The organism is Kocuria rhizosphaerae (assembly GCF_044462265.1).
Lineage (GTDB): Bacteria > Actinomycetota > Actinomycetes > Actinomycetales > Micrococcaceae > Kocuria > Kocuria rhizosphaerae.
The window spans coordinates 79,849-97,138 of record NZ_JBISWL010000021.1 but is presented as its reverse complement, the minus strand read 5'-3'; the positions used below and the strand labels follow the sequence as shown (position 1 = coordinate 97,138).

Here is a 17,290-nt window from a genome sequence, read left to right as displayed (position 1 = left end):
GGCGGTCTACTGCGCGGCGGACTCGGACTTGAGCTCCTCGGGCAGCGGGGGCAGCTTCTCGCCCACCGGCTGGAGGTTGCCCTCGATGATGGCCGGGAACTCCTGGCGCAGGGCCTGGAAGGTCCATCCGCCGTCGCGGTACTCGGTGACCACCGGGCGCGGGTGGCTGAACACCTGCAGCCGGTCCCCGCCGGCGCCGATGGCCTGGCCGGTGATGCCGGCGGCGTCGTCGGAGGCGAGGTAGGCGATCAGGCCCGCGACGTCGGCGGCGTTGCCGAAGCCGAGGTCCTTGCGGAAGAAGTCGGGCATGGGCTCACCCCGGCGGTCGGCCTCGACGGCGGAGCGGAAGAACGGGATGGTCTCGGTCATGGCGGTGGCCGCGACGGGGATGACGGCGTTGGCGGTGACGCCGGCCTTCTTCATCTCCAGGGCCCAGGTGCGGACCATGCCCACGATCCCGGCCTTGGCGGCGGCGTAGTTGGTCTGGCCGAAGTTGCCGTACTGGCCGGTGGGGGAGCCGATGGTGATGATCCGACCGGCGACCTCGTTGTCCTTGAACCACCGGAACGCCTCGCGCACGCAGGTGAAGGTCCCGCGCAGGTGCACCTGGACGACGAGGTCGAAGTCCTCGTCGGTCATCTTCAGCAGGGACTTGTCGCGCAGCACCCCGGCGTTGGTGACGAGGATGTCCAGGCGCCCGAACGCGTCCACGGCGCCCTGCACGAGCGCGGTCGCGGTCGCGGTGGAGCCCACCGGCGCGACGACGGCCACGGCCCGTCCGCCGGCGGCGGTGATGGCGGCCACGGCGCGGTCGGCGACCTCCTGGTCGACGTCGTTGACGACGATGTCGGCGCCCTGACGGGCGAGCTCCTGGGCGTAGGCCAGGCCCAGGCCCTGACCGGAACCGGTGACGACGGCGACCTTGCCGGTCAGGGGGGCGGTGCTCTCGGAGGGGGTGCTGTCCTGTGCCATGGAAGTGCTCCTTCGGTCTCGGGGTCGGTCTCGGGGTCGGTCTCGGGGTCGGTCTCGGGGTCGGTCTCGGGGTCGGTCTCTGTGGGCGGGGCGGGGTGACGGCCGTCACCTTCCCGTGGTCTCCTCATCATTCCACCGGTATTCGTTGATAATGTCAATGGTTAAGAAAGTCCATCTATGCTGGGGTCACGGGTTCCGTAGACTGGGACCCCCGGCTTGAGGAGCGACGTCATGACCCCATCCCCCGATCCCCCTGCCGGTCTCGAGCGGCTCCTCGGGACCGACCTGACGGCGGAACCGGTGTTCCTCATGGCCCGTGCCGCCTCGACGGGCTCCTCGGCGGCCAACAAGCAGCTCGCGGAGCTGGACCTCAAGGTGCGGCACTACTCGGTGCTGGCCCTGGCCTGCGGCGAGGAGCGGCTCACCCAGCGCGAGCTCAGCCAGTTCCTCGTGCTGGACCCGAGCCAGATCGTGGCGATCCTCGACGAGCTGGAGCGGCGCGGGGCGGTGGAGCGCCGCACCGATCCGCGCGACCGGCGTTCGAAGGTCATCGCACCCACCCCGGCCGGCCGGAACCTGTACGCGCAGGCCAAGGCGCTGGTGGGGGTGTCGACGTCGGAGTCGCTCTCGCCCCTCTCGGACGAGGAGCGGCAGGAGCTGTCCCGGCTGCTGCGCAAGGTGGCCTTCTAGTCCCTCCCGTGCTGCCGGCAGGGCTCCCGGTCGGCCGGGCACCCTGGACAATGTGAGCCAGATCTCTCTATCCTGGGCGAAAGATAGTAGAATTTTTCAACTATTGGGTTTGAAGACTACTGGCTCGACGCCTGAGGAGGCGACCGCATGCGCAATCAGGGAATCGGATCCTGGCTGGTCCGGAGGCTCGAGAAGTCCGGGCCGAAGGTCGCCGTGGTGCACGGCGAGCGGACGCTGACCTACCGGGAGCTGCACGACCGCTCGCACCGCCTCGCCACGGCGCTGTCCGGCCGGGGCGTCGGACCCGGCGACAGGGTGGGCTTCCTCGGGGAGAACAGCCCGGCATACCTCGAGACGATGTTCGCCGCGGGCATCCTCGGAGCGGTGCTCGTCCCCCTCAACACGCGGCTGGCCGTGCCGGAGATCCGCTACCAGCTGGAGGACGCGGGGGTGTCCGCGCTCGTCCACGACGCCGCCCTGACCGGCCTCGCGGAGCCCGCCGCCCGGGAGCTGGCGGACGTGACCCGCTGGGTCGTGGCCGAGGAGTCCGCCGACGGGACGCCCACGCTGGAGTCCGTGATCGCCGCGGCGGAGCCCTGGACCCAGGACGTCCCGGTGACCCTGGACGACCTCGCGGTCATCCTCTACACCTCCGGAACCACGGGCCGGCCCAAGGGCGCGTGCCTGACCCACGGCAACTTCACCTGGAACTGCTTCAACGTGCTCGTCGACTACGACGTGGCGGCGGACGAGGTCGCCCTGATGATCTCCCCGATGTTCCACGTGGCCTCCCTCGGCATGGGCGTGCTGCCCACCCTGCTCAAGGGCGCGACGCTCGTGCTGGAGTCCAAGTTCGAGCCCGGCCGCGTGCTGCGGCTCATCGAGCAGCACCGGGTCACGTGGCTGTCGGGCGTGCCGACCACGTACCAGCTGCTGTGCGAGCACCCGGACTGGGGATCCACGGACCTGGGCTCCCTGCGCAAGCTCACGTGCGGCGGCTCGGCCGTGCCGATGCGGGTCCTGGACGCCTACGAGGACCGGGGCCTGGCGTTCACGGCCAGCTACGGCATGACCGAGACCTCCCCGGGGGCCACCAACCTGCCCGCGTCCAGGTCCCGGGAGAAGGCCGGCTCCTCGGGCCTGCCGCACTTCTTCTCCGACGTGCGCATCGTGGACCCCGCGGGGGAGCCGCTGGGTCCCGGCGAGCAGGGCGAGATCCTCCTCTCCGGGCCCAACGTCATCGGGCGGTACTGGAACCGCCCGGACGCCGCGGACTCCTTCGAGGGCGAGTGGTTCCACTCCGGGGACATGGGCTACCTGGACGAGGACGGCTACCTGTTCGTCTCCGACCGGATCAAGGACATGATCATCTCCGGAGGGGAGAACGTGTACCCGGCCGAGGTCGAGGCGCTGATCCTCGAGCTGCCGGAGGTCGCCGCGGTGGCGGTGATCGGCGTGCCGGACGAGAAGTGGGGCGAGGTGCCGCACGCCGTCGTCGTCCCCCGGGACGGGGCCGAGCTCACGGCGGAGAGGCTCCAGGAGCACCTGGCCGGACGGCTCGCCCGGTACAAGATCCCCAAGACCCTGACCCTGGTGGCGGAGATGCCCCGGACGGCCTCGGGCAAGATCCGCAAGAACGTCCTGCGGGACGAGATCGCCCGCTGACGCGGGCGGGCCCCGGGGACGCCCGCGGAGGCCGGACAGCGGCGGTACGGCGGCGGTACGAAGGCAGGACGACGGCGGGGGCGCGCGGGTAGTCTGTCCCCACCGCGAGCCGCCGGCACGTCCGGCGGCCGGGACGAAGCCGCCGACCCCGCAGGAGCGCACGATGTCCCCGACTCCCGGATCCTCCCGTGCAGGTCTGCGCACCGCTGCCGTTCTCGTGGCGGCGTCCCTGGCCCTGTCCTCCTGCGGCGTCGACCCGGCCCCGCCGCCGGCTCCGGAGGCCCGGACCGGGGCGACCCCGGACGAGGACCGGGCGACGTCGGAGGCCCCCTCGCCCCCGGGCGAGTTCGCCGGCGTGTCGCTGGAGCCCGTCCCGGGCTCGGACGGAGCGGTGCGCCGGACCGTCCTGGACTCGTCGAACGAGGGCGCGGTGGACCCGTACGACGCCGAGGTGCAGCAGGCGGTCGCCGACACCCTCGCGGAGCTCGCCGCGGAGGAGGAGCCCGCCCCGGACGCCCCGCTGCTGGTGCTGAATCCCTACGGGACGAGCACCACGGGCATCTGGGCCCGGTTCGCCACCCCGCAGGACGGAACCCTGACCTACACGGTCTCCGCTCCCGGCACGGAGGACTGGACCCGGACGGCGGTCGACGCGTCCGCCGATCCGGGCGTCTTCGAGACCCAGCTCGTCGGCGTGGTCCCCGGCGCGGAGAACACGGTGACGACGAGCTTCCGCCCTGCGGACGGGTCGGCGCCGGTCGAGCACGAGGTCCGCCTCACCGCTCCGGCGGCGCGGTCGGGCCACCCCGGCACGCTCGAGCGATCCGGCGGGGAGGCGGACGCCCGGGAGCTCACCGAGGGCCTGTTCGTGCTCTCCGGCCTGGACGGCAGCAAGGGCTCCAACCTGCTGGTCGACAACTCCGGCACGGTCCGCGGGGAGATCACGGGCCGGAGCTACCGCGCGGACCGCATCGAGTTCCACGACGGCACCATGGTGGTCCCCGTGGACCTGTCCACCCTCGCGCAGATCGACCCCCTGGGGCGGGCCGTGCGGATCCACGAGCTGGACGGCCTCAAGATGCACCACGACTTCGTGCTCACCGGCGCCGGTGAGGCGATCCTGCTGGTCGACGACGGGTCCAAGGACAGCGTCGAGGACGTCGTGGCCGTGCTCGACCTCGGGACGGGCGAGTCCCGGGTGCTGCTGGACTTCGACGACCTCATGGGCTCGTACAAGGAGCAGACCGTCGAGTGGGCGTGGGGCGAGGACGACGAGGAGAAGGACATGGACTGGCTGCACTTCAACTCCGTCGACCTCCTCGACGAGGACTCGCTGGTGCTCAGTGCCCGGGAGACCTCCTCGGTCATCACCGTGGACGACTTCCGTGGGGAGCCGACCGTCGCCTACCTGCTGGGCGAGGACGATGTGTGGAAGGGCAGCGACTACGAGCACCTGGCTCTCGAGAAGCGGGGTGACTTCCCGGACCACGGGGGCCAGCACACGGTCGTCGGCGTCCGGGACGAGTCCCTCGGGGACGGGCGCCACTGGGTGGAGCTGTTCGACAACAACTTCTGGCAGATGCGCAGCCGTCCGGACTACGAGGGGGAGATTCCGGCGGGCGCGTCGACGTCGTTCACCGGCGAGGACGGCGACGTCTCGCGGGTGCGCCGGTACCTCGTGGACGAGCGGGCGCGCACGTACGAGCTCGTGGACGAGTTCGAGGTCCCCTACTCGTCCATCGTCAGCAGCGCGCAGCGCCACGACGGCAACCTGGTGGTGGCCTCCGGGATGGCCAAGGTCTTCGGGGAGTACGACGACGACGGCACGCTGCTGGCGCAGTACACCGTCGACACCGAGGAGCTGTTGGTCTACCGGGTGCTCAAGTACACCTTCGAGGACTTCTGGTTCGGGACGGAATAGGCGCACGGGCTCCGCGTCACCTGACCTGAAGATGTCGCCCCAGGTCGGCCCGGGGTCACAGATCAGTCACGGTCCGCCTCCCGCCCCCGCTCGTGCATTAGCGTTCGGGAAGGCGGTCGTGGGGGCCGCTCCGGGGATCGGACGACGGGGAGCACATGCAGAGGTTGATCGCGGTCCTGGCCGCTCTGGCGGCGGTGGGGGCGACGATCGGGCTGTCCGGCCCGGTCTGGCCGGTCTCGGCGCTGCACGACGACGGGACCGGCTTCGTGTCCGGCGCCGACGTCCAGGCCGCGACGGGCTGGGACGGAGCCACGCTGCAGGCCAACGCGGCCGCACTGCAGTTCGTGGCCGAGACCGGATCGGTGACCGAGATGACCTGGGACTGTGTCGACACCGGGACCTCCACGGTGCTGTCGCAGCGGACGGATCTGCTGGTCACCGAGTCCCGGGGGATCGCGGCCTCGCCGAAGGTCCTGTGGTGGGGCACGGTCGTCGGCTTCCGGCTGGAGGGCTTCGACGGCACCGGCGCCTCGAGCGCCGCTCCGGAGGGACCGGCCCCGAACTCGTGCCCGCCCGGGCCGTGGACGCTGGCCCCGGGAAGCGCGCAGACCGTCGAGACGACCGGTGGAACCGTCCTGATGGCCGTGCACGGGGGCCTCCAGCACCCGGTGCCGATGCCCTGAGCGCTCAGGCGTTCGGGCCGCTCAAGTGTTCCGTCCGTTCAGCCGCCCGACGACGTCGCGCGTCGCCTCGACGACGGCGTCCACCTGCTGCTCGGTGATGTCGGCCGGGAGCGTGAAGCGCACGGCGGTGGTGGCGACCTCGGGGGGGAACCCCATGGCGGTCAGCACGTGGGAGGGCTCGGTGTCCCCGGCCGAGCACGCCGAGCCCGAGGAGACGAGCAGGCCCCGGGCCTCGAGGTCCACCAGGACCGTCTCGCCGTTGACGCCGGGGAAGCAGAAGGACGCGTTGCCGGGCAGCCGCGACCCCGGGGCTCGCCGGGGGTCCGGCCCGGTCAGGATCGCGGAGGGCACGGCGGAGAGGATGCCGCCGATCAGGCGGTCCCGCTGGGCCGCCACCCGTGCCGTGCGGCTCTCCCGCTCCTCGGCGGCGATCCGCAGGGCCGTGGCGAGACCGACGGCCCCGGCCACGTCCGAGGTCCCGGAGCGGCGTCCGCGCTCGTGCCCGCCCCCGCTGAGCAGCGGCCGCAGGGGAGTGCCGCGGCGCAGGTAGAGCACGCCGACGCCCTTGGGTGCCCCGATCTTGTGACCGGCCAGGCTCAGCGCCGCCACGTGGAGCGCTTGTACGTCCAGATCCAGCGACCCGGCTGCCTGGACCGCATCCGTATGGAACGGGACGTTCCGCGCCCGAGCCACCGCAGCCATGTCGGCGATCTCCTGGACCGCACCCGTCTCGTTGTTCGCATACATCACGGATACCACTGCGGTGTCCGGACGAACAGCCCCCGCCAGCGTTCCGGGGTCCACCAGGCCCTCGCCGGAGACGCCGAGCTCGGTGGCCTCGAAGCCGTCCCAGCGCGCCAGGTCGCGCGCGGAGTCCAGCACGGCGTGGTGCTCCACGGCGCTCGTGACGACGTGCCGCAGCGCGGGGTCGCGGTCGCGACGGCCCAGGGCGATGCCCTTGACGGCGAGATTGTCCGCCTCGGTCCCGCCGGACGTGAAGATCACCTCGGCCGGCCGGCAGTTGAGCACGGCGGCGACCGTCTCCCGCGCCCGGTCGAGGCCGGCCAGCGCACGCCGGCCGGCCTCGTGGTGGCTCGCGGCGTTCCCGAACTCCTGCGTCATGTACGGCCACATGGCCTCGAGGACCTCGCGGCGCACCGGCGAGGTCGCGGCCGTGTCGAGGTAGAGCACCGTCAGCCTCCCGCGGGGTGGGGACCGGAGCCGGTGGCCGGCCCGGCGGCGGGAGCGCCGTCGTCCCCGGTCGCTGTACCGGGCGATGTGCTGGGCGATGTGCCGGGTGCCGCGCCGAGCGCGATGTCGAGTCCCAGGTCCAGGCTGCGCGCCGAGTGGGTGAGCGCGCCCACCGAGATGACGTCCACACCCGTCGCGGCGATCTCGCCGACGGTCTCCAGGCTCACGCCGCCGGAGGCCTCGACGGTCGCGCGGCCGTCGATGATCGCGACCCCGCTCACGAGGTCGTCCACCGAGAAGTTGTCGAGCATCACCGTGTCCGCCCCGCCGGCGAGCACGGCCTCGATCTGGTCGAGCCGGTCGACCTCGACCTCGAGGTGCACAGTGTGCGGCAGGCGACGGCGGAGCTGCCGCAGCGCGCCCGTCACGTCGGTGCCGTCGGCCGTGAGCAGGGCCAGGTGGTTGTCCTTGGCCATGACGGCGTCCGAGAGGGAGTGCCGGTGGTTGTGCCCGCCTCCGCTGCGCACGGCGTGCTTCTCGAGGACGCGCAGGCCCGGGGTCGTCTTGCGGGTGTCGGCCACGCGGGTGCGGGTGATCGTGCCGTAGGGGAGGTCCGCGGCCTTCTCGACGCGGGCGACCGTCTCCTCGACGGCGGCGACGTAGCGGGCGGTGAGGGTCGCGATGCCGCACATCCGCTGGGTCAGGTTCAGGGCGACGCGCTCGCCCGTCAGCACGGCGCGGGCGGGGCCGGTCACCACGGCGAGGGTGTCCCCGGCCTCGAAGCGCTCGCCGTCCTGCTCGACCATCTCCACGGTCACGGCGGGGTCCACCGCGGCGAACGTGGCCGCGAAGACCTGCCCGCCGGAGAACACCCCGGCCTCCCGGGCGACGAGCTCCGCCCGGGCCGAGGCGTCGGCGGGGATGAGGTGCTCCGAGGTGATGTCCCCCCAGGGGGCATCCTCCACGAGCCCTCGTTCCACGACCTCGGTGATGGCGGCTCGGGTCAGCATGCGGGGATCCTCTCGAACATGTCGTTGACGGCATATGTGCCGGTGGTGCGGGAGTCGAGCGTCGGGGCGACGGCCCGCTCGAGGCGCCAGGCGGTGCGGCGGGCCTGCTCCGGGTCGGGTGCCGGGAAGTCCTCGCGGAAGTGGGCGCCCCGGGACTCGGTGCGGTGGAGCGCGGCGGCGACCACGGCGCGACCCACGGTCAGCAGGTTCCGGTTCTCGAGCTCGGCGCGGGCCGGGGCGGGTGCCCCGGGGACCGGGCGTGCGGCCGGGGTGCGCAGCCCGGCCAGGTGGCGGTCCAGCGCCTCGAGTCCGGCGCGGTCCCGCAGCACGCCGGCACCGGCCCACATCGCGGCCTGGAACGTCCCGCGGTCGAAGTCGGCGCCCTGCTCGGACGGAGCGGCCAGGAGGCCGGGCTCGGCGCCGCGCACCACGAGGCGGGCGGTGCCGGCCACGGGACGGCGGAGGTCGGCGGCGAGGACGTCGGCGGTGCGCGCGCCGAACACCGCGCCCTCCAGCAGCGAGTTGGAGGCCAGGCGGTTGGCGCCGTGCACTCCGGTGGCCGCGCACTCGCCCACGGCGTAGAGCCCGCGCACACCGGTTCGCCCGCGGTCGTCGGTCGCCACGCCGCCCATGACGTAGTGAGCCGCCGGCGTGACCGGCACCGGCTCCCGGGACCAGTCGATGCCGTGCGCCCGGACGGCGGCGTCGATCGTGGGGAAGCGCCGGGCCAGGAATTCCGCGGTCGTCCCGTCCCCGGCCACGCCCTCCCTGGCCATTCCGGTGCAGTCCAGCAGCACGGGGCTTCCCTGGGCGAGCGAACGGCGGAAGTTCTCGCGGGCCACGACGTCCCGCGGGGCCAGGTCCGCGAGCGGGTGCACCTCCTCGAGGAAGCGCCGGCCCGTGCCGTCGCGCAGGACGGCGCCCTCGCCGCGGACAGCCTCGGAGACGAGGAAGCACCCGGGCACCGCCAGGGCGGTGGGGTGGAACTGGACGAACTCGAGGTCCGCCACGGCTGCGCCGGCGCGCAGCGCCGCGGCGATGCCGTCGCCGGTTGCCACCCGGGGGTTCGTGGTGTGGGGGTAGAGCTGCCCCGCGCCGCCGGTGGCGAGCACCACGGCGTCGGCGGGCAGCGGGCGGACCGGGCCGCCCGCAGCGTCCACCACGAGGGCGCCGGCCACCCGGCCGTCGGGGGTCAGCAGCAGGTCGGCGAGCATGGTCCCGCGCAGGATGCTCAGCCGGCCGTCGGCCTCGGCCGCCAGCGCGGCGCTCACGAGGGCCCGCTGGATCTCGCGGCCGGTGGCGTCCCCGCCGGCGTGCAGGATCCGGGGCACGGAGTGGGCTCCCTCGAGTCCCTCGACCCAGGGGGAGCCCGCTCCGCCCGTGCGGTCGAAGCCGACACCGTGCTCCACGAGCTCGGTGATCGCGGCGGCCGAGTCCCGCACGAGCACGCGCACGACGTCGTCGTCGCACGTCCCGGCCCCGGCCACGAGGGTGTCGCGCACGTGCAGGTCCACCGAGTCGCGGGCCTGGCCGCCGGGCAGCGCGGCGGTCATGGCGGCGATGCCGCCCTGGGCGTAGGTCGTGTTCGCCTCGTCGAGGGCGTCCTTGCTCAGCAGCACCACGTCGAGGCCGCGGCGGACGGCCCGCAGGGCGGTGGTGAGCCCGGCGATGCCGCCGCCCACCACCACGGCACGGACGGGCGCCCCCGGCCTCGTGCCGGCCTGCGCTCCCAGGTGCGTGCTCACCGCGGCAGCGCCGCCAGCATGCGCTCGAGGGCCACCTCGGCGTCGCCGGCGGTCTCCGTGTCGACCGTGATCTGGTTGATCACCCGGCCGGCCACGAGCTCCTCGAGGACCCAGGCGAGGTAGCCGGGGTGGATCCGGTACATGGTGGAGCACGGGCAGATCACCGGGTCGAGGCAGAAGATGGTGTGCTCCGGGTGCTCGTCCGCGAGCCGGTTGACCATGTTGATCTCGGTGCCGATCGCGAAGGTGCTGCCGGGTTCGGCCGCCTCGATCGCCTTCCGGATGTAGTCGGTCGAGCCGTTCTCGTCGGCGGCGTCCACGACGGGCATGGGGCACTCGGGGTGCACGATCACGCGGACACCGGGGTGCTCGGCGCGGGCCTGCTCGATCTGCGCCACGGTGAAGCGGCGGTGCACGGAGCAGAAGCCGTGCCACAGGATCACCTTGGCGTCCTGCAGGTCCTGCGCGGTGTTGCCGCCCAGGTCCTTGCGCGGGTTCCACATCGGCATCTGCTCGAGCGGGATGCCCATGGCCTTCGCGGTGTTGCGGCCCAGGTGCTGGTCCGGGAAGAAGAGCACGCGCTGACCCCGCTCGAAGGCCCACTCGAGGACCGTGGCGGCGTTGGAGGAGGTGCACACGATCCCGCCGTGGCGGCCGCAGAAGGCCTTGAGCGCGGCGGAGGAGTTCATGTACGTGACGGGCAGGACGGTCTGGAGACCGTCCTCGGTGGTCTCGCCGAGGAGGTCCATGAGCTGCTCCCAGGCCTCCTCGACGGAGTCCTCGTCGGCCATGTCCGCCATGGAGCACCCGGCGGCGAGGTTGGGCAGGATCACCGACTGGTGGCTGCCGGAGAGGATGTCGGCGGTCTCGGCCATGAAGTGCACGCCGCAGAACACGATGGCCTCGGCCTCCGGCTTGGACCTCGCGGCGCGGGCCAGCTGGAAGGAGTCGCCCAGGAAGTCGGCGTGCTTGACGATCTCGTCCCGCTGGTAGAAGTGGCCGAGCACCACTGCGCGCTCGCCCAGGGTCTCCTTGGATGCGGTGATCCGCCGGTCCAGCTCCTCGGCGGACGCCCGCTGGTACTCCTCGGGAATGACCGGCTGGGCGGGTGAGCCGGTGGGGACGGCGTCGTCCTCGGACGCGCCGGGACCGTAGCCGGCGGACACGGTGGGCGCGAAGTCCCAGGGGTCCGTGGCGAGGTCGGTGCTGCACGTGCTCGTGGCCGGCGCGGTGCCGGGCAGGTTCGCGGGCGGTGCGCTCAGCAGCTCGATGCGGGTGGCGACGGAGGTCATGGCTTCTCCTGGGTGGTGCGGCCGGCCGGGAAGAGGTCGGCGAGGTCGAGGTCGGTGTTGTAGCGGTAGAGGCGGGGAGGGCGGTGGGGCGTGCCCTCCAGGCGGGTGCCGGTGTCGAGAACGGCGCCGGACGCCAGGACGTGGCGCCGGAAGTTGGCCGGGTCCAGCGGGGTGCCGAGGATGGCCTCGTGGACCTCCCGCAGCTCGGCGAGGGTGAAGGTCTCGCCGAGGAACGAGTAGGCGACCCGGCTGTAGATGACCTTGTTGCGCAGCCGGTACAGCGCGTACTCCACGATGTCGCTGTGGTCGAAGGCCAGGGGCGGCAGCTCGGAGACCCGCATCCACGCGACGTTGAGGTCGGCGTGGAGGTCGGAGGTCTGGTCGGCGCGGATCGAGGCCCAGTAGACGATGGAGACGACGCGCTCGTCGGCGTTCGCCGACCGGGTGAGCCCCCCGAACGCGTAGAGCTGCTCGAGGTAGCCCGGGTGCAGGCCGGTGGTCAGCTGCAGGGCGCGGGCGGCGGAGGCCTCGAGGTCCTCGTCCTCCAGCAGGGGTCCGCCGGGAAGCGCCCACATCCCCCCGAAGGGTTCGCGGATGCGGCGCACCAGCGGGACCCAGAGCTCCTTGCGGCCGTCCGGACCGGTGTCCCGGGCGGCGAAGATGACGGTGGACACGGCCAGGGCCACGGTCTGTCCGTTCATCGTCACCTCCCGGTAGCTCGTACATCTTCTGGTGCAGTTGACTATAACACTCTTCGGGTCAGTGTGACATTAACGAGGTCGTGACAACGAACGCCCTGACCAGGCCTCATGCAAACGCGTATTGAGGGCTGTCCACAGGCGTTGCTCTTCCGTGGGGCAACGCCCTTACGATCTGACGCATTCACCCGGCCCGTCGGGCCGCGGCAGAGCGAAGCGGGGAACTCCATGGTCCGGTCCTGGTCAGTCGGTGCGTCGATCGGGGGCGCCGCCCTGGCGGTCACCCTCCTCGCGGGGTGCGGAGCCGGAGGCGACGACGCCGCGGCGTCGCCGTCCAGCACCGGGTCGGCCGGCTCGTCGGGAACCGCATCGGCGACGACGGAGCCCAGTCCCGGGGAGACTCCCGCGGACTACGTCCCGGCCTCGCTCGACGGGCCCGCTCAGAACGTGCCGAAGCCGGTCCTGCCGGAGCTGGCGAAGGAGGAGTCCCGGGACGGGGCGCAGGCGTTCCTCGACTACTGGTCGGACGCCATGTGGTACGCCTACCAGACCGGTGACACGTCGCATGCCCGCGAGATCATCAGCCCAGCTTGTGAGGTCTGCATTCAAGAATTGGGCGAAGTCGAGCAGGCGTACAAGGCAGGTCAGTGGCTAACCGGCGGGCGTCAACAACTGGAACTGCAAGATTTCGCTATAACGAGGGCTGCGGACGGCGTTTACAAACCTGTTGTGAAGTATCGAAACGACGAAGTGCAGCTAATTGACGCAAGCAGGATAATGGACACTGTGCCCCCCGATCCCAATTTCAACGAACCAATTCAGGTCTACATGGACTATTCCGATGGTTCGTGGGTATATATCACTATGGCTCCATTGTCAGGGGGATGAGATTGTCCAGGCTATTGGTGCCAACGGCCTTTTTGGTGACGATGCTCTGGGCTGCGGCGGCGGGATCTCAGCCCTCAGCGGCTACCAATCAAGAAACTGGCCTGACTTCTTTGAAGTCAATTAATCGGGGACGTGAACTTTCTTCGCGAGCTTCCACGTCGGCCGAGGCCGACCAAAATCGGATCGATCTAAAACTCGTCGATGATGGGGCGCCGTCAAGACTGGAATCATCTGAGCCTGAAGACATTGGCAATTTGCCAATCAGCGCCGCCCCGGTCGCCTACGACCCCGACGAGGATCCCGAATTCCAGAAGGCCCTCCGCCAGTACCTGGCGGACCAGGGGATCGATCGGCCCTACAGCCCCGAGTCGATCGCGCGGTCCAGGGAGCAGACCTTCGGGCTGCAGAACCCCTGCACCAACAGGACCGGTGAGCGACTGGAGACATGCCTCGCGGAGCGGGTCTGCACGACGGACGACGGCGGCACGGGCGTCTACATGAACGTGGTCGTCAACCAGGGCACCGACATCAACACCCCGTGGGGTGAACCGATGTGCGTGTCCACGGCCGAAGCAGAGGCGGGGGAGGAGGTCATCGAGCTGCCGACCTTCACCCTGCAGGACTTCCGTACGCTCAACGTTTCCCCGGCGGCCGGCGTGGTGCAGCCCGCGCCGGACACCCTCCGGGGCTTGAACACCAACGTGTACGCCGAGGCGGTTCCCCAGCAGTTCGCCACCGAGCTCGGTGGATTCCCCGTGCAGGTGCGGGCGGTGCCCGTCCAGTACCTGTGGGACTACGGCGACGGGAGCACCTTGGGCCCCACCGAGCTCACCGGCACGCCGCTCGAGCCCGGGGCATGGGACGTGCCGACCGACACCAGCCACGTCTACACCGAGACCGGGGACTACGCCGTCGTGCTGACGACCTTCTTCTACGGCGAGTACTCCGTGGCCGGCGGCCCGTGGCTGCCCGTAGCGGGGCTCAACGACGTCGTGAGCGAGCCCGTGCCGATCAGCGTCTGGCGCTCGACCGTGCGCAACTACGCGGACAACTGTCTCGAGAACCCGCAGGGTGCCGGCTGCTGACCTCCGGCGCCGCGGGCCGCTTCGGGGATCTGTCATGAGGGGCCGTGCGTCGCGCGCCGTCACCGACCCGGAATCCGCGGGAAGCACAGGAGAAATGCCGGACGTGGACCCGGCCCCCCGCCGAGGGGCGACGGGGAGCCGGTGACTGTGGGGGCGGAACTGGTCCGCCGGTCATCCGCACCACGTCGTACGATCCCTCTACGGTACGCCTGGGAGTTTGGTTCTGACCAGAGCCGGGCCCGGAGGAACGGCCGGGCCGTCTCGTCGTGACATGCTTCGTCCGCGTGCGCTCGGACGGGGACGTCGTCGTCGCCGGGGGCCCGAAGATCACCGGCCGTTTCGGGTGCCGCGGGAGGCACCGACTACCCTGCCTGGGAGACCGCATCCCACCCCCTGGCCGGGGTCGTCACCCGGGCCCGTCCCGAGGAGTCCGATGACCGACCTGTTCGCACCGCTGACCGTCGGGAGCGTGGAGCTCCCCAATCGCGTGATCATGGCGCCGCTCACCCGCGTGCGCTCGGGCCGCGACGGCGTGCCCAACGCCCTCAACGTCGAGCACTACGCTCAACGTTCCTCGGTGGGGCTGATCGTCACGGAGGGCACGTATCCCTCCGTGGTGGGCCAGGCCTTCCCGTACCAGCCGGGCATCGCGACGACGGAGCATGTCGAGGGCTGGCGCCGGGTGGCCGACGCGGTGCACGGTGCCGGTGGCCGCCTGTTCATGCAGGTGATGCACGGCGGCCGGATCTCCCACCCCGGATTCAACGGCGGGCAGCGGCCGGTCGCGCCGAGCGCAGTGGCCGCGCCGCAGAGCACGTACACGTACGAGGGCAAGGAGCCGCTGCCCGTCCCGCGGGCGCTGGCCGCCGAGGAGCTGCCCGGCGTCGTCGAGGACTTCGTGCAGGGCGCCCGGAACGCCGTCGAGGCCGGAATGGACGGCGTGGAGATCCACGGCGCCAACGGCTACCTGCTGCACCAGTTCCTGGCCCCGGGGGCCAACCTGCGCACCGACGAGTACGGCGGCACCCCGGCCAACCGCGCCCGGCTGGTGGTCGAGGTCGTGCGCGCGGTCGCCGCGGCGGTCGGCCCCGACCGCGTCGGGCTGCGGATCTCTCCGGAGCACAACATCCAGGGAACGGTCGAGGAGGACCACGACGACGTCGTAGCCACCTACGGCGCGCTGCTGGACGGCGTCGCGGATCTCGGTCTGGCGTACCTGTCGGTGCTGCACGACGAGCTGGAGGGTGACTTCGTGCAGGGGCTGCGGCGGCGGTTCGGCGGCGTCGTGCTCGTGAACCGCGGGCGACGCTGGGGCGAGATGCACCACGCCGAGGCGCAACGGCTGGTCGACGGCGGGCTGGCGGACGCCGTGGTGATCGGGCGGGCCGTCATCGCCAACCCCGACCTCGTGCGGCGCTGGCAGGAGGGGCTCCCGGTCGCGCCGGCGGATCCGTCGACCTTCTACACCCAGGGCGCGGAGGGCTATACGGACTACCCGTTCGCCCGGGTCTGAGTGGGCGGACGAGACCCTCGTACGTGACTCACGTCACTCCTTAGGATGTCCGACCCGGTGGGGATCATGAAGCATGACCACCACCGCTCAGGGTCCGCGGGACCCGGAGGAACGTCTGCTGGGGGAACTCCCCCCGGAGGATGCGGTCCTGGCTGCCATCTACCGGAACTACGGGTGCTCGGTGGAGGAGCTGCTGGGTGATGCCCGGGCGGAGGCTTCGGCGGCCGGCCGGCAGTTTCGGGTGATCCACCGGATGTGGGTGCTGCAAGGGCAGGCCAACCAGCGGCACCGGGTGGTCCTGGCCCGCTGGCTGGCCCGGCGTCCCCGCCGGGCCGGGCGGCTGGCCGCGGACCCGCCGTACCGACCGCTGCTGGAGGTGGCTGAGGAGATCGGTCCGGCCCTGCACCTGCCGTCGGTCACGGCGGTGCGCCGGGTGGAGACCGCGATCCTGCTGGCTGAGTCCCTGCCTCAGGTGCTGGAGGCCCTCGAACGGGGGGAGATCGGGGTGCGTCAGGCGGAGGTGATCGCCCAGGCGTGGCGGGACCTGGCCGGCAGCGCCCTGCACCCGGCGCCTGAGCCGCGGCCGCCGGTGGAAGCCGCGCGGCGGCTGGCCGCGGAGCTGCTGGAGCGGGCTCCGGAGGTGACTGCGGCGCAGTTGCGGGCGCTGTACCTGCGGCGCCGTGCCTCTTTGGTCCGTGGCACGGAGGAGGCCCGTCACCGGGCCGCCCGGGCCGCCCGGCGGGTGTGGGTGGAGGCGGATCAGGACGGGATGGCGCGGTTGTGCGCGCTGCTGGACGCGGCCACCGCTCACGCCGCCCTCCACCGGCTGGAGACCATCGCCGGGCGGGTCAACCCCGACGACATCCCGGCCCTCACCGGAGACGACCGGAACGACGACCAGGACCCCTGCAACGACGAGCACTCCGGAAACGGCCCGGACGGTGGTCCGGACGGCGGCCCGGACGCCGGCCAGGGCGCGGGTGAGGCCCGGCCGCGCACCCGGGCGCAGCTGTGCGCGGACGTGCTGGCCGACCTCGTGCTGGAGGGCGAGCCGGAGGGAATGCCCGAGCACCTGCGCGGGATCCGCGGGCAGGTGACCGTGACCGTTCCGGCCCTCACCCTCCTGCAACGCTCCGGCGCGGAGCCCGGGGACGCGGCGCCCGGAGACGCGGAGCTCAGCAACCACGAGCCCCCGGCCGCCGCAGCTCCCGACGGCAACCCGGTGCCCGGCACCGGGCTCTCCGGCGACGTGGCTTCCGGCGGGGTCGCCGTCCGGTGGCCGGGGGCCCTCGCGTGCGCGGAGCTGGAGGGGTACGGGCCGATCCCCGACAGCCTGGCCGCCCGGATCGCGGCCGCCGCCCCGTCCTGGACGCGTGTCCTGACCCACCCGCTGACCGGGGTGGTGCTGGCCCACGACCGCACCACCTACGCGGTGCCGGCGGATCTGAAGCGGCGGCTGCGGGCACGGGACGGGACCTGCCGGTTCCCCGGGTGCCGGCGTGCGGCGGCCCGGTGCGATCTGGACCACACGGTGGCCTGGGCGGAAGGAGGCACCACGGAGGCGGGCAACCTCGCCCACCTGTGCCGGGCCCACCACCGGCTCAAGCACCGCCAGGGCCCGCTCGGGCGGTGGCGGGTGGAGCAGCCGGAGCAGGAGGGGGTGCTGGTGTGGACCTCACCGGCCGGGCGGGTGCACGTGAGCTATCCCGCGCATTACCACCACCCCGTGCTGTCCTCGGTGCGGATCCCCGCGGGGCCGCTGTCCCCGGACGACACGGCGCAGGAGCCCGGCACGGCGCAGGAGCCCAGAGCGGCCCAGGAGCTGAGGCAGGCCAGTGAGCTGGCACGGTTCTGGGGCCCGGCCTGGGCCTGGAACCGCGCCCGAGCCCGCGGCCTGCTGCCCGACGACCCGCCACCCTTCTGAGCACTGCGCACGG

At 72.2% G+C, this 17,290-nt stretch carries 14 protein-coding genes; 8 read left to right on the top strand and 6 right to left on the bottom strand.

Features of this window, described 5'->3' with window-relative positions; all coding sequences use genetic code 11:
* Window positions 1–6: 6 nt before the first annotated feature.
* Complete coding sequence (locus tag ACH9EU_RS02955; protein WP_396412441.1) at window positions 7–972, bottom strand: SDR family oxidoreductase; 966 nt, start codon at window positions 970–972, stop codon at window positions 7–9.
* 231 nt (window positions 973–1,203) lie between these two features.
* On the opposite strand from ACH9EU_RS02955, the gene ACH9EU_RS02950 reads away from it, so the two are divergent.
* From ACH9EU_RS02950 to ACH9EU_RS02935, 4 genes are all read left to right on the top strand, one after another.
* Window positions 1,204–1,662 (top strand): MarR family transcriptional regulator, encoded by a 459-nt coding sequence (locus tag ACH9EU_RS02950; protein WP_396412440.1) that lies wholly within the window; start codon window positions 1,204–1,206, stop codon window positions 1,660–1,662.
* 147 nt (window positions 1,663–1,809) lie between these two features.
* Entirely contained in the window at window positions 1,810–3,327 is a 1,518-nt protein-coding gene (locus tag ACH9EU_RS02945; protein ID WP_396412439.1) for a long-chain-fatty-acid--CoA ligase, read from the top strand.
* A 163-nt stretch (window positions 3,328–3,490) separates the two neighbouring features.
* A complete protein-coding gene (locus tag ACH9EU_RS02940; protein WP_396412438.1) occupies window positions 3,491–5,248 on the top strand; it encodes an aryl-sulfate sulfotransferase in 1,758 nt (585 codons plus the stop codon).
* A 155-nt stretch (window positions 5,249–5,403) separates the two neighbouring features.
* Window positions 5,404–5,931 carry a hypothetical protein gene (locus tag ACH9EU_RS02935; RefSeq protein WP_396412437.1) on the top strand — a complete coding sequence of 176 codons (528 nt, stop codon included), beginning with the start codon at window positions 5,404–5,406 and terminating at the stop codon, window positions 5,929–5,931.
* Between the two features lie 21 nt (window positions 5,932–5,952).
* Here ACH9EU_RS02935 and ACH9EU_RS02930 read toward each other — a convergent pair whose 3' ends face one another.
* From ACH9EU_RS02930 to ACH9EU_RS02910, 5 genes are read right to left on the bottom strand one after another with little or no spacing between them, the layout of a single operon-like run.
* Complete coding sequence (locus ACH9EU_RS02930) at window positions 5,953–7,122, bottom strand: aminotransferase class V-fold PLP-dependent enzyme (RefSeq protein ID WP_396412436.1); 1,170 nt, start codon at window positions 7,120–7,122, stop codon at window positions 5,953–5,955.
* A 2-nt stretch (window positions 7,123–7,124) separates the two neighbouring features.
* Window positions 7,125–8,132, bottom strand: coding sequence for a carboxylating nicotinate-nucleotide diphosphorylase (nadC, locus tag ACH9EU_RS02925; protein ID WP_396412435.1), 1,008 nt, complete (start codon window positions 8,130–8,132; stop codon window positions 7,125–7,127).
* Window positions 8,126–9,877 carry an L-aspartate oxidase gene (nadB, locus tag ACH9EU_RS02920; protein ID WP_396412434.1) on the bottom strand — a complete coding sequence of 584 codons (1,752 nt, stop codon included), beginning with the start codon at window positions 9,875–9,877 and terminating at the stop codon, window positions 8,126–8,128. Before nadB ends, nadC begins: the two co-directional genes overlap by 7 nt.
* Window positions 9,874–11,169 carry a quinolinate synthase NadA gene (gene nadA, locus ACH9EU_RS02915; protein WP_396412433.1) on the bottom strand — a complete coding sequence of 432 codons (1,296 nt, stop codon included), beginning with the start codon at window positions 11,167–11,169 and terminating at the stop codon, window positions 9,874–9,876. The genes nadB and nadA overlap by 4 nt, the downstream gene beginning before the upstream one ends.
* Entirely contained in the window at window positions 11,166–11,870 is a 705-nt protein-coding gene (locus ACH9EU_RS02910) for an NUDIX hydrolase (RefSeq protein ID WP_396412432.1), read from the bottom strand. The genes nadA and ACH9EU_RS02910 overlap by 4 nt, the downstream gene beginning before the upstream one ends.
* Window positions 11,871–11,978: 108 nt before the next feature.
* On the opposite strand from ACH9EU_RS02910, the gene ACH9EU_RS02905 reads away from it, so the two are divergent.
* From ACH9EU_RS02905 to ACH9EU_RS02890, 4 genes are all read left to right on the top strand, one after another.
* Window positions 11,979–12,755 (top strand): DUF6318 family protein, encoded by a 777-nt coding sequence (locus tag ACH9EU_RS02905; protein ID WP_396412431.1) that lies wholly within the window; start codon window positions 11,979–11,981, stop codon window positions 12,753–12,755.
* Between the two features lie 254 nt (window positions 12,756–13,009).
* Window positions 13,010–13,840, top strand: coding sequence for a hypothetical protein (locus ACH9EU_RS02900; RefSeq protein ID WP_396412430.1), 831 nt, complete (start codon window positions 13,010–13,012; stop codon window positions 13,838–13,840).
* Between the two features lie 433 nt (window positions 13,841–14,273).
* Window positions 14,274–15,353, top strand: a complete 1,080-nt coding sequence (locus ACH9EU_RS02895) for an oxidoreductase (RefSeq protein ID WP_396412429.1) — start codon at window positions 14,274–14,276, stop codon at window positions 15,351–15,353.
* A gap of 73 nt (window positions 15,354–15,426) precedes the next feature.
* Window positions 15,427–17,277, top strand: a complete 1,851-nt coding sequence (locus ACH9EU_RS02890; RefSeq protein WP_396412428.1) for an HNH endonuclease signature motif containing protein — start codon at window positions 15,427–15,429, stop codon at window positions 17,275–17,277.
* The last annotated feature ends 13 nt before the right edge of the window (window positions 17,278–17,290 follow it).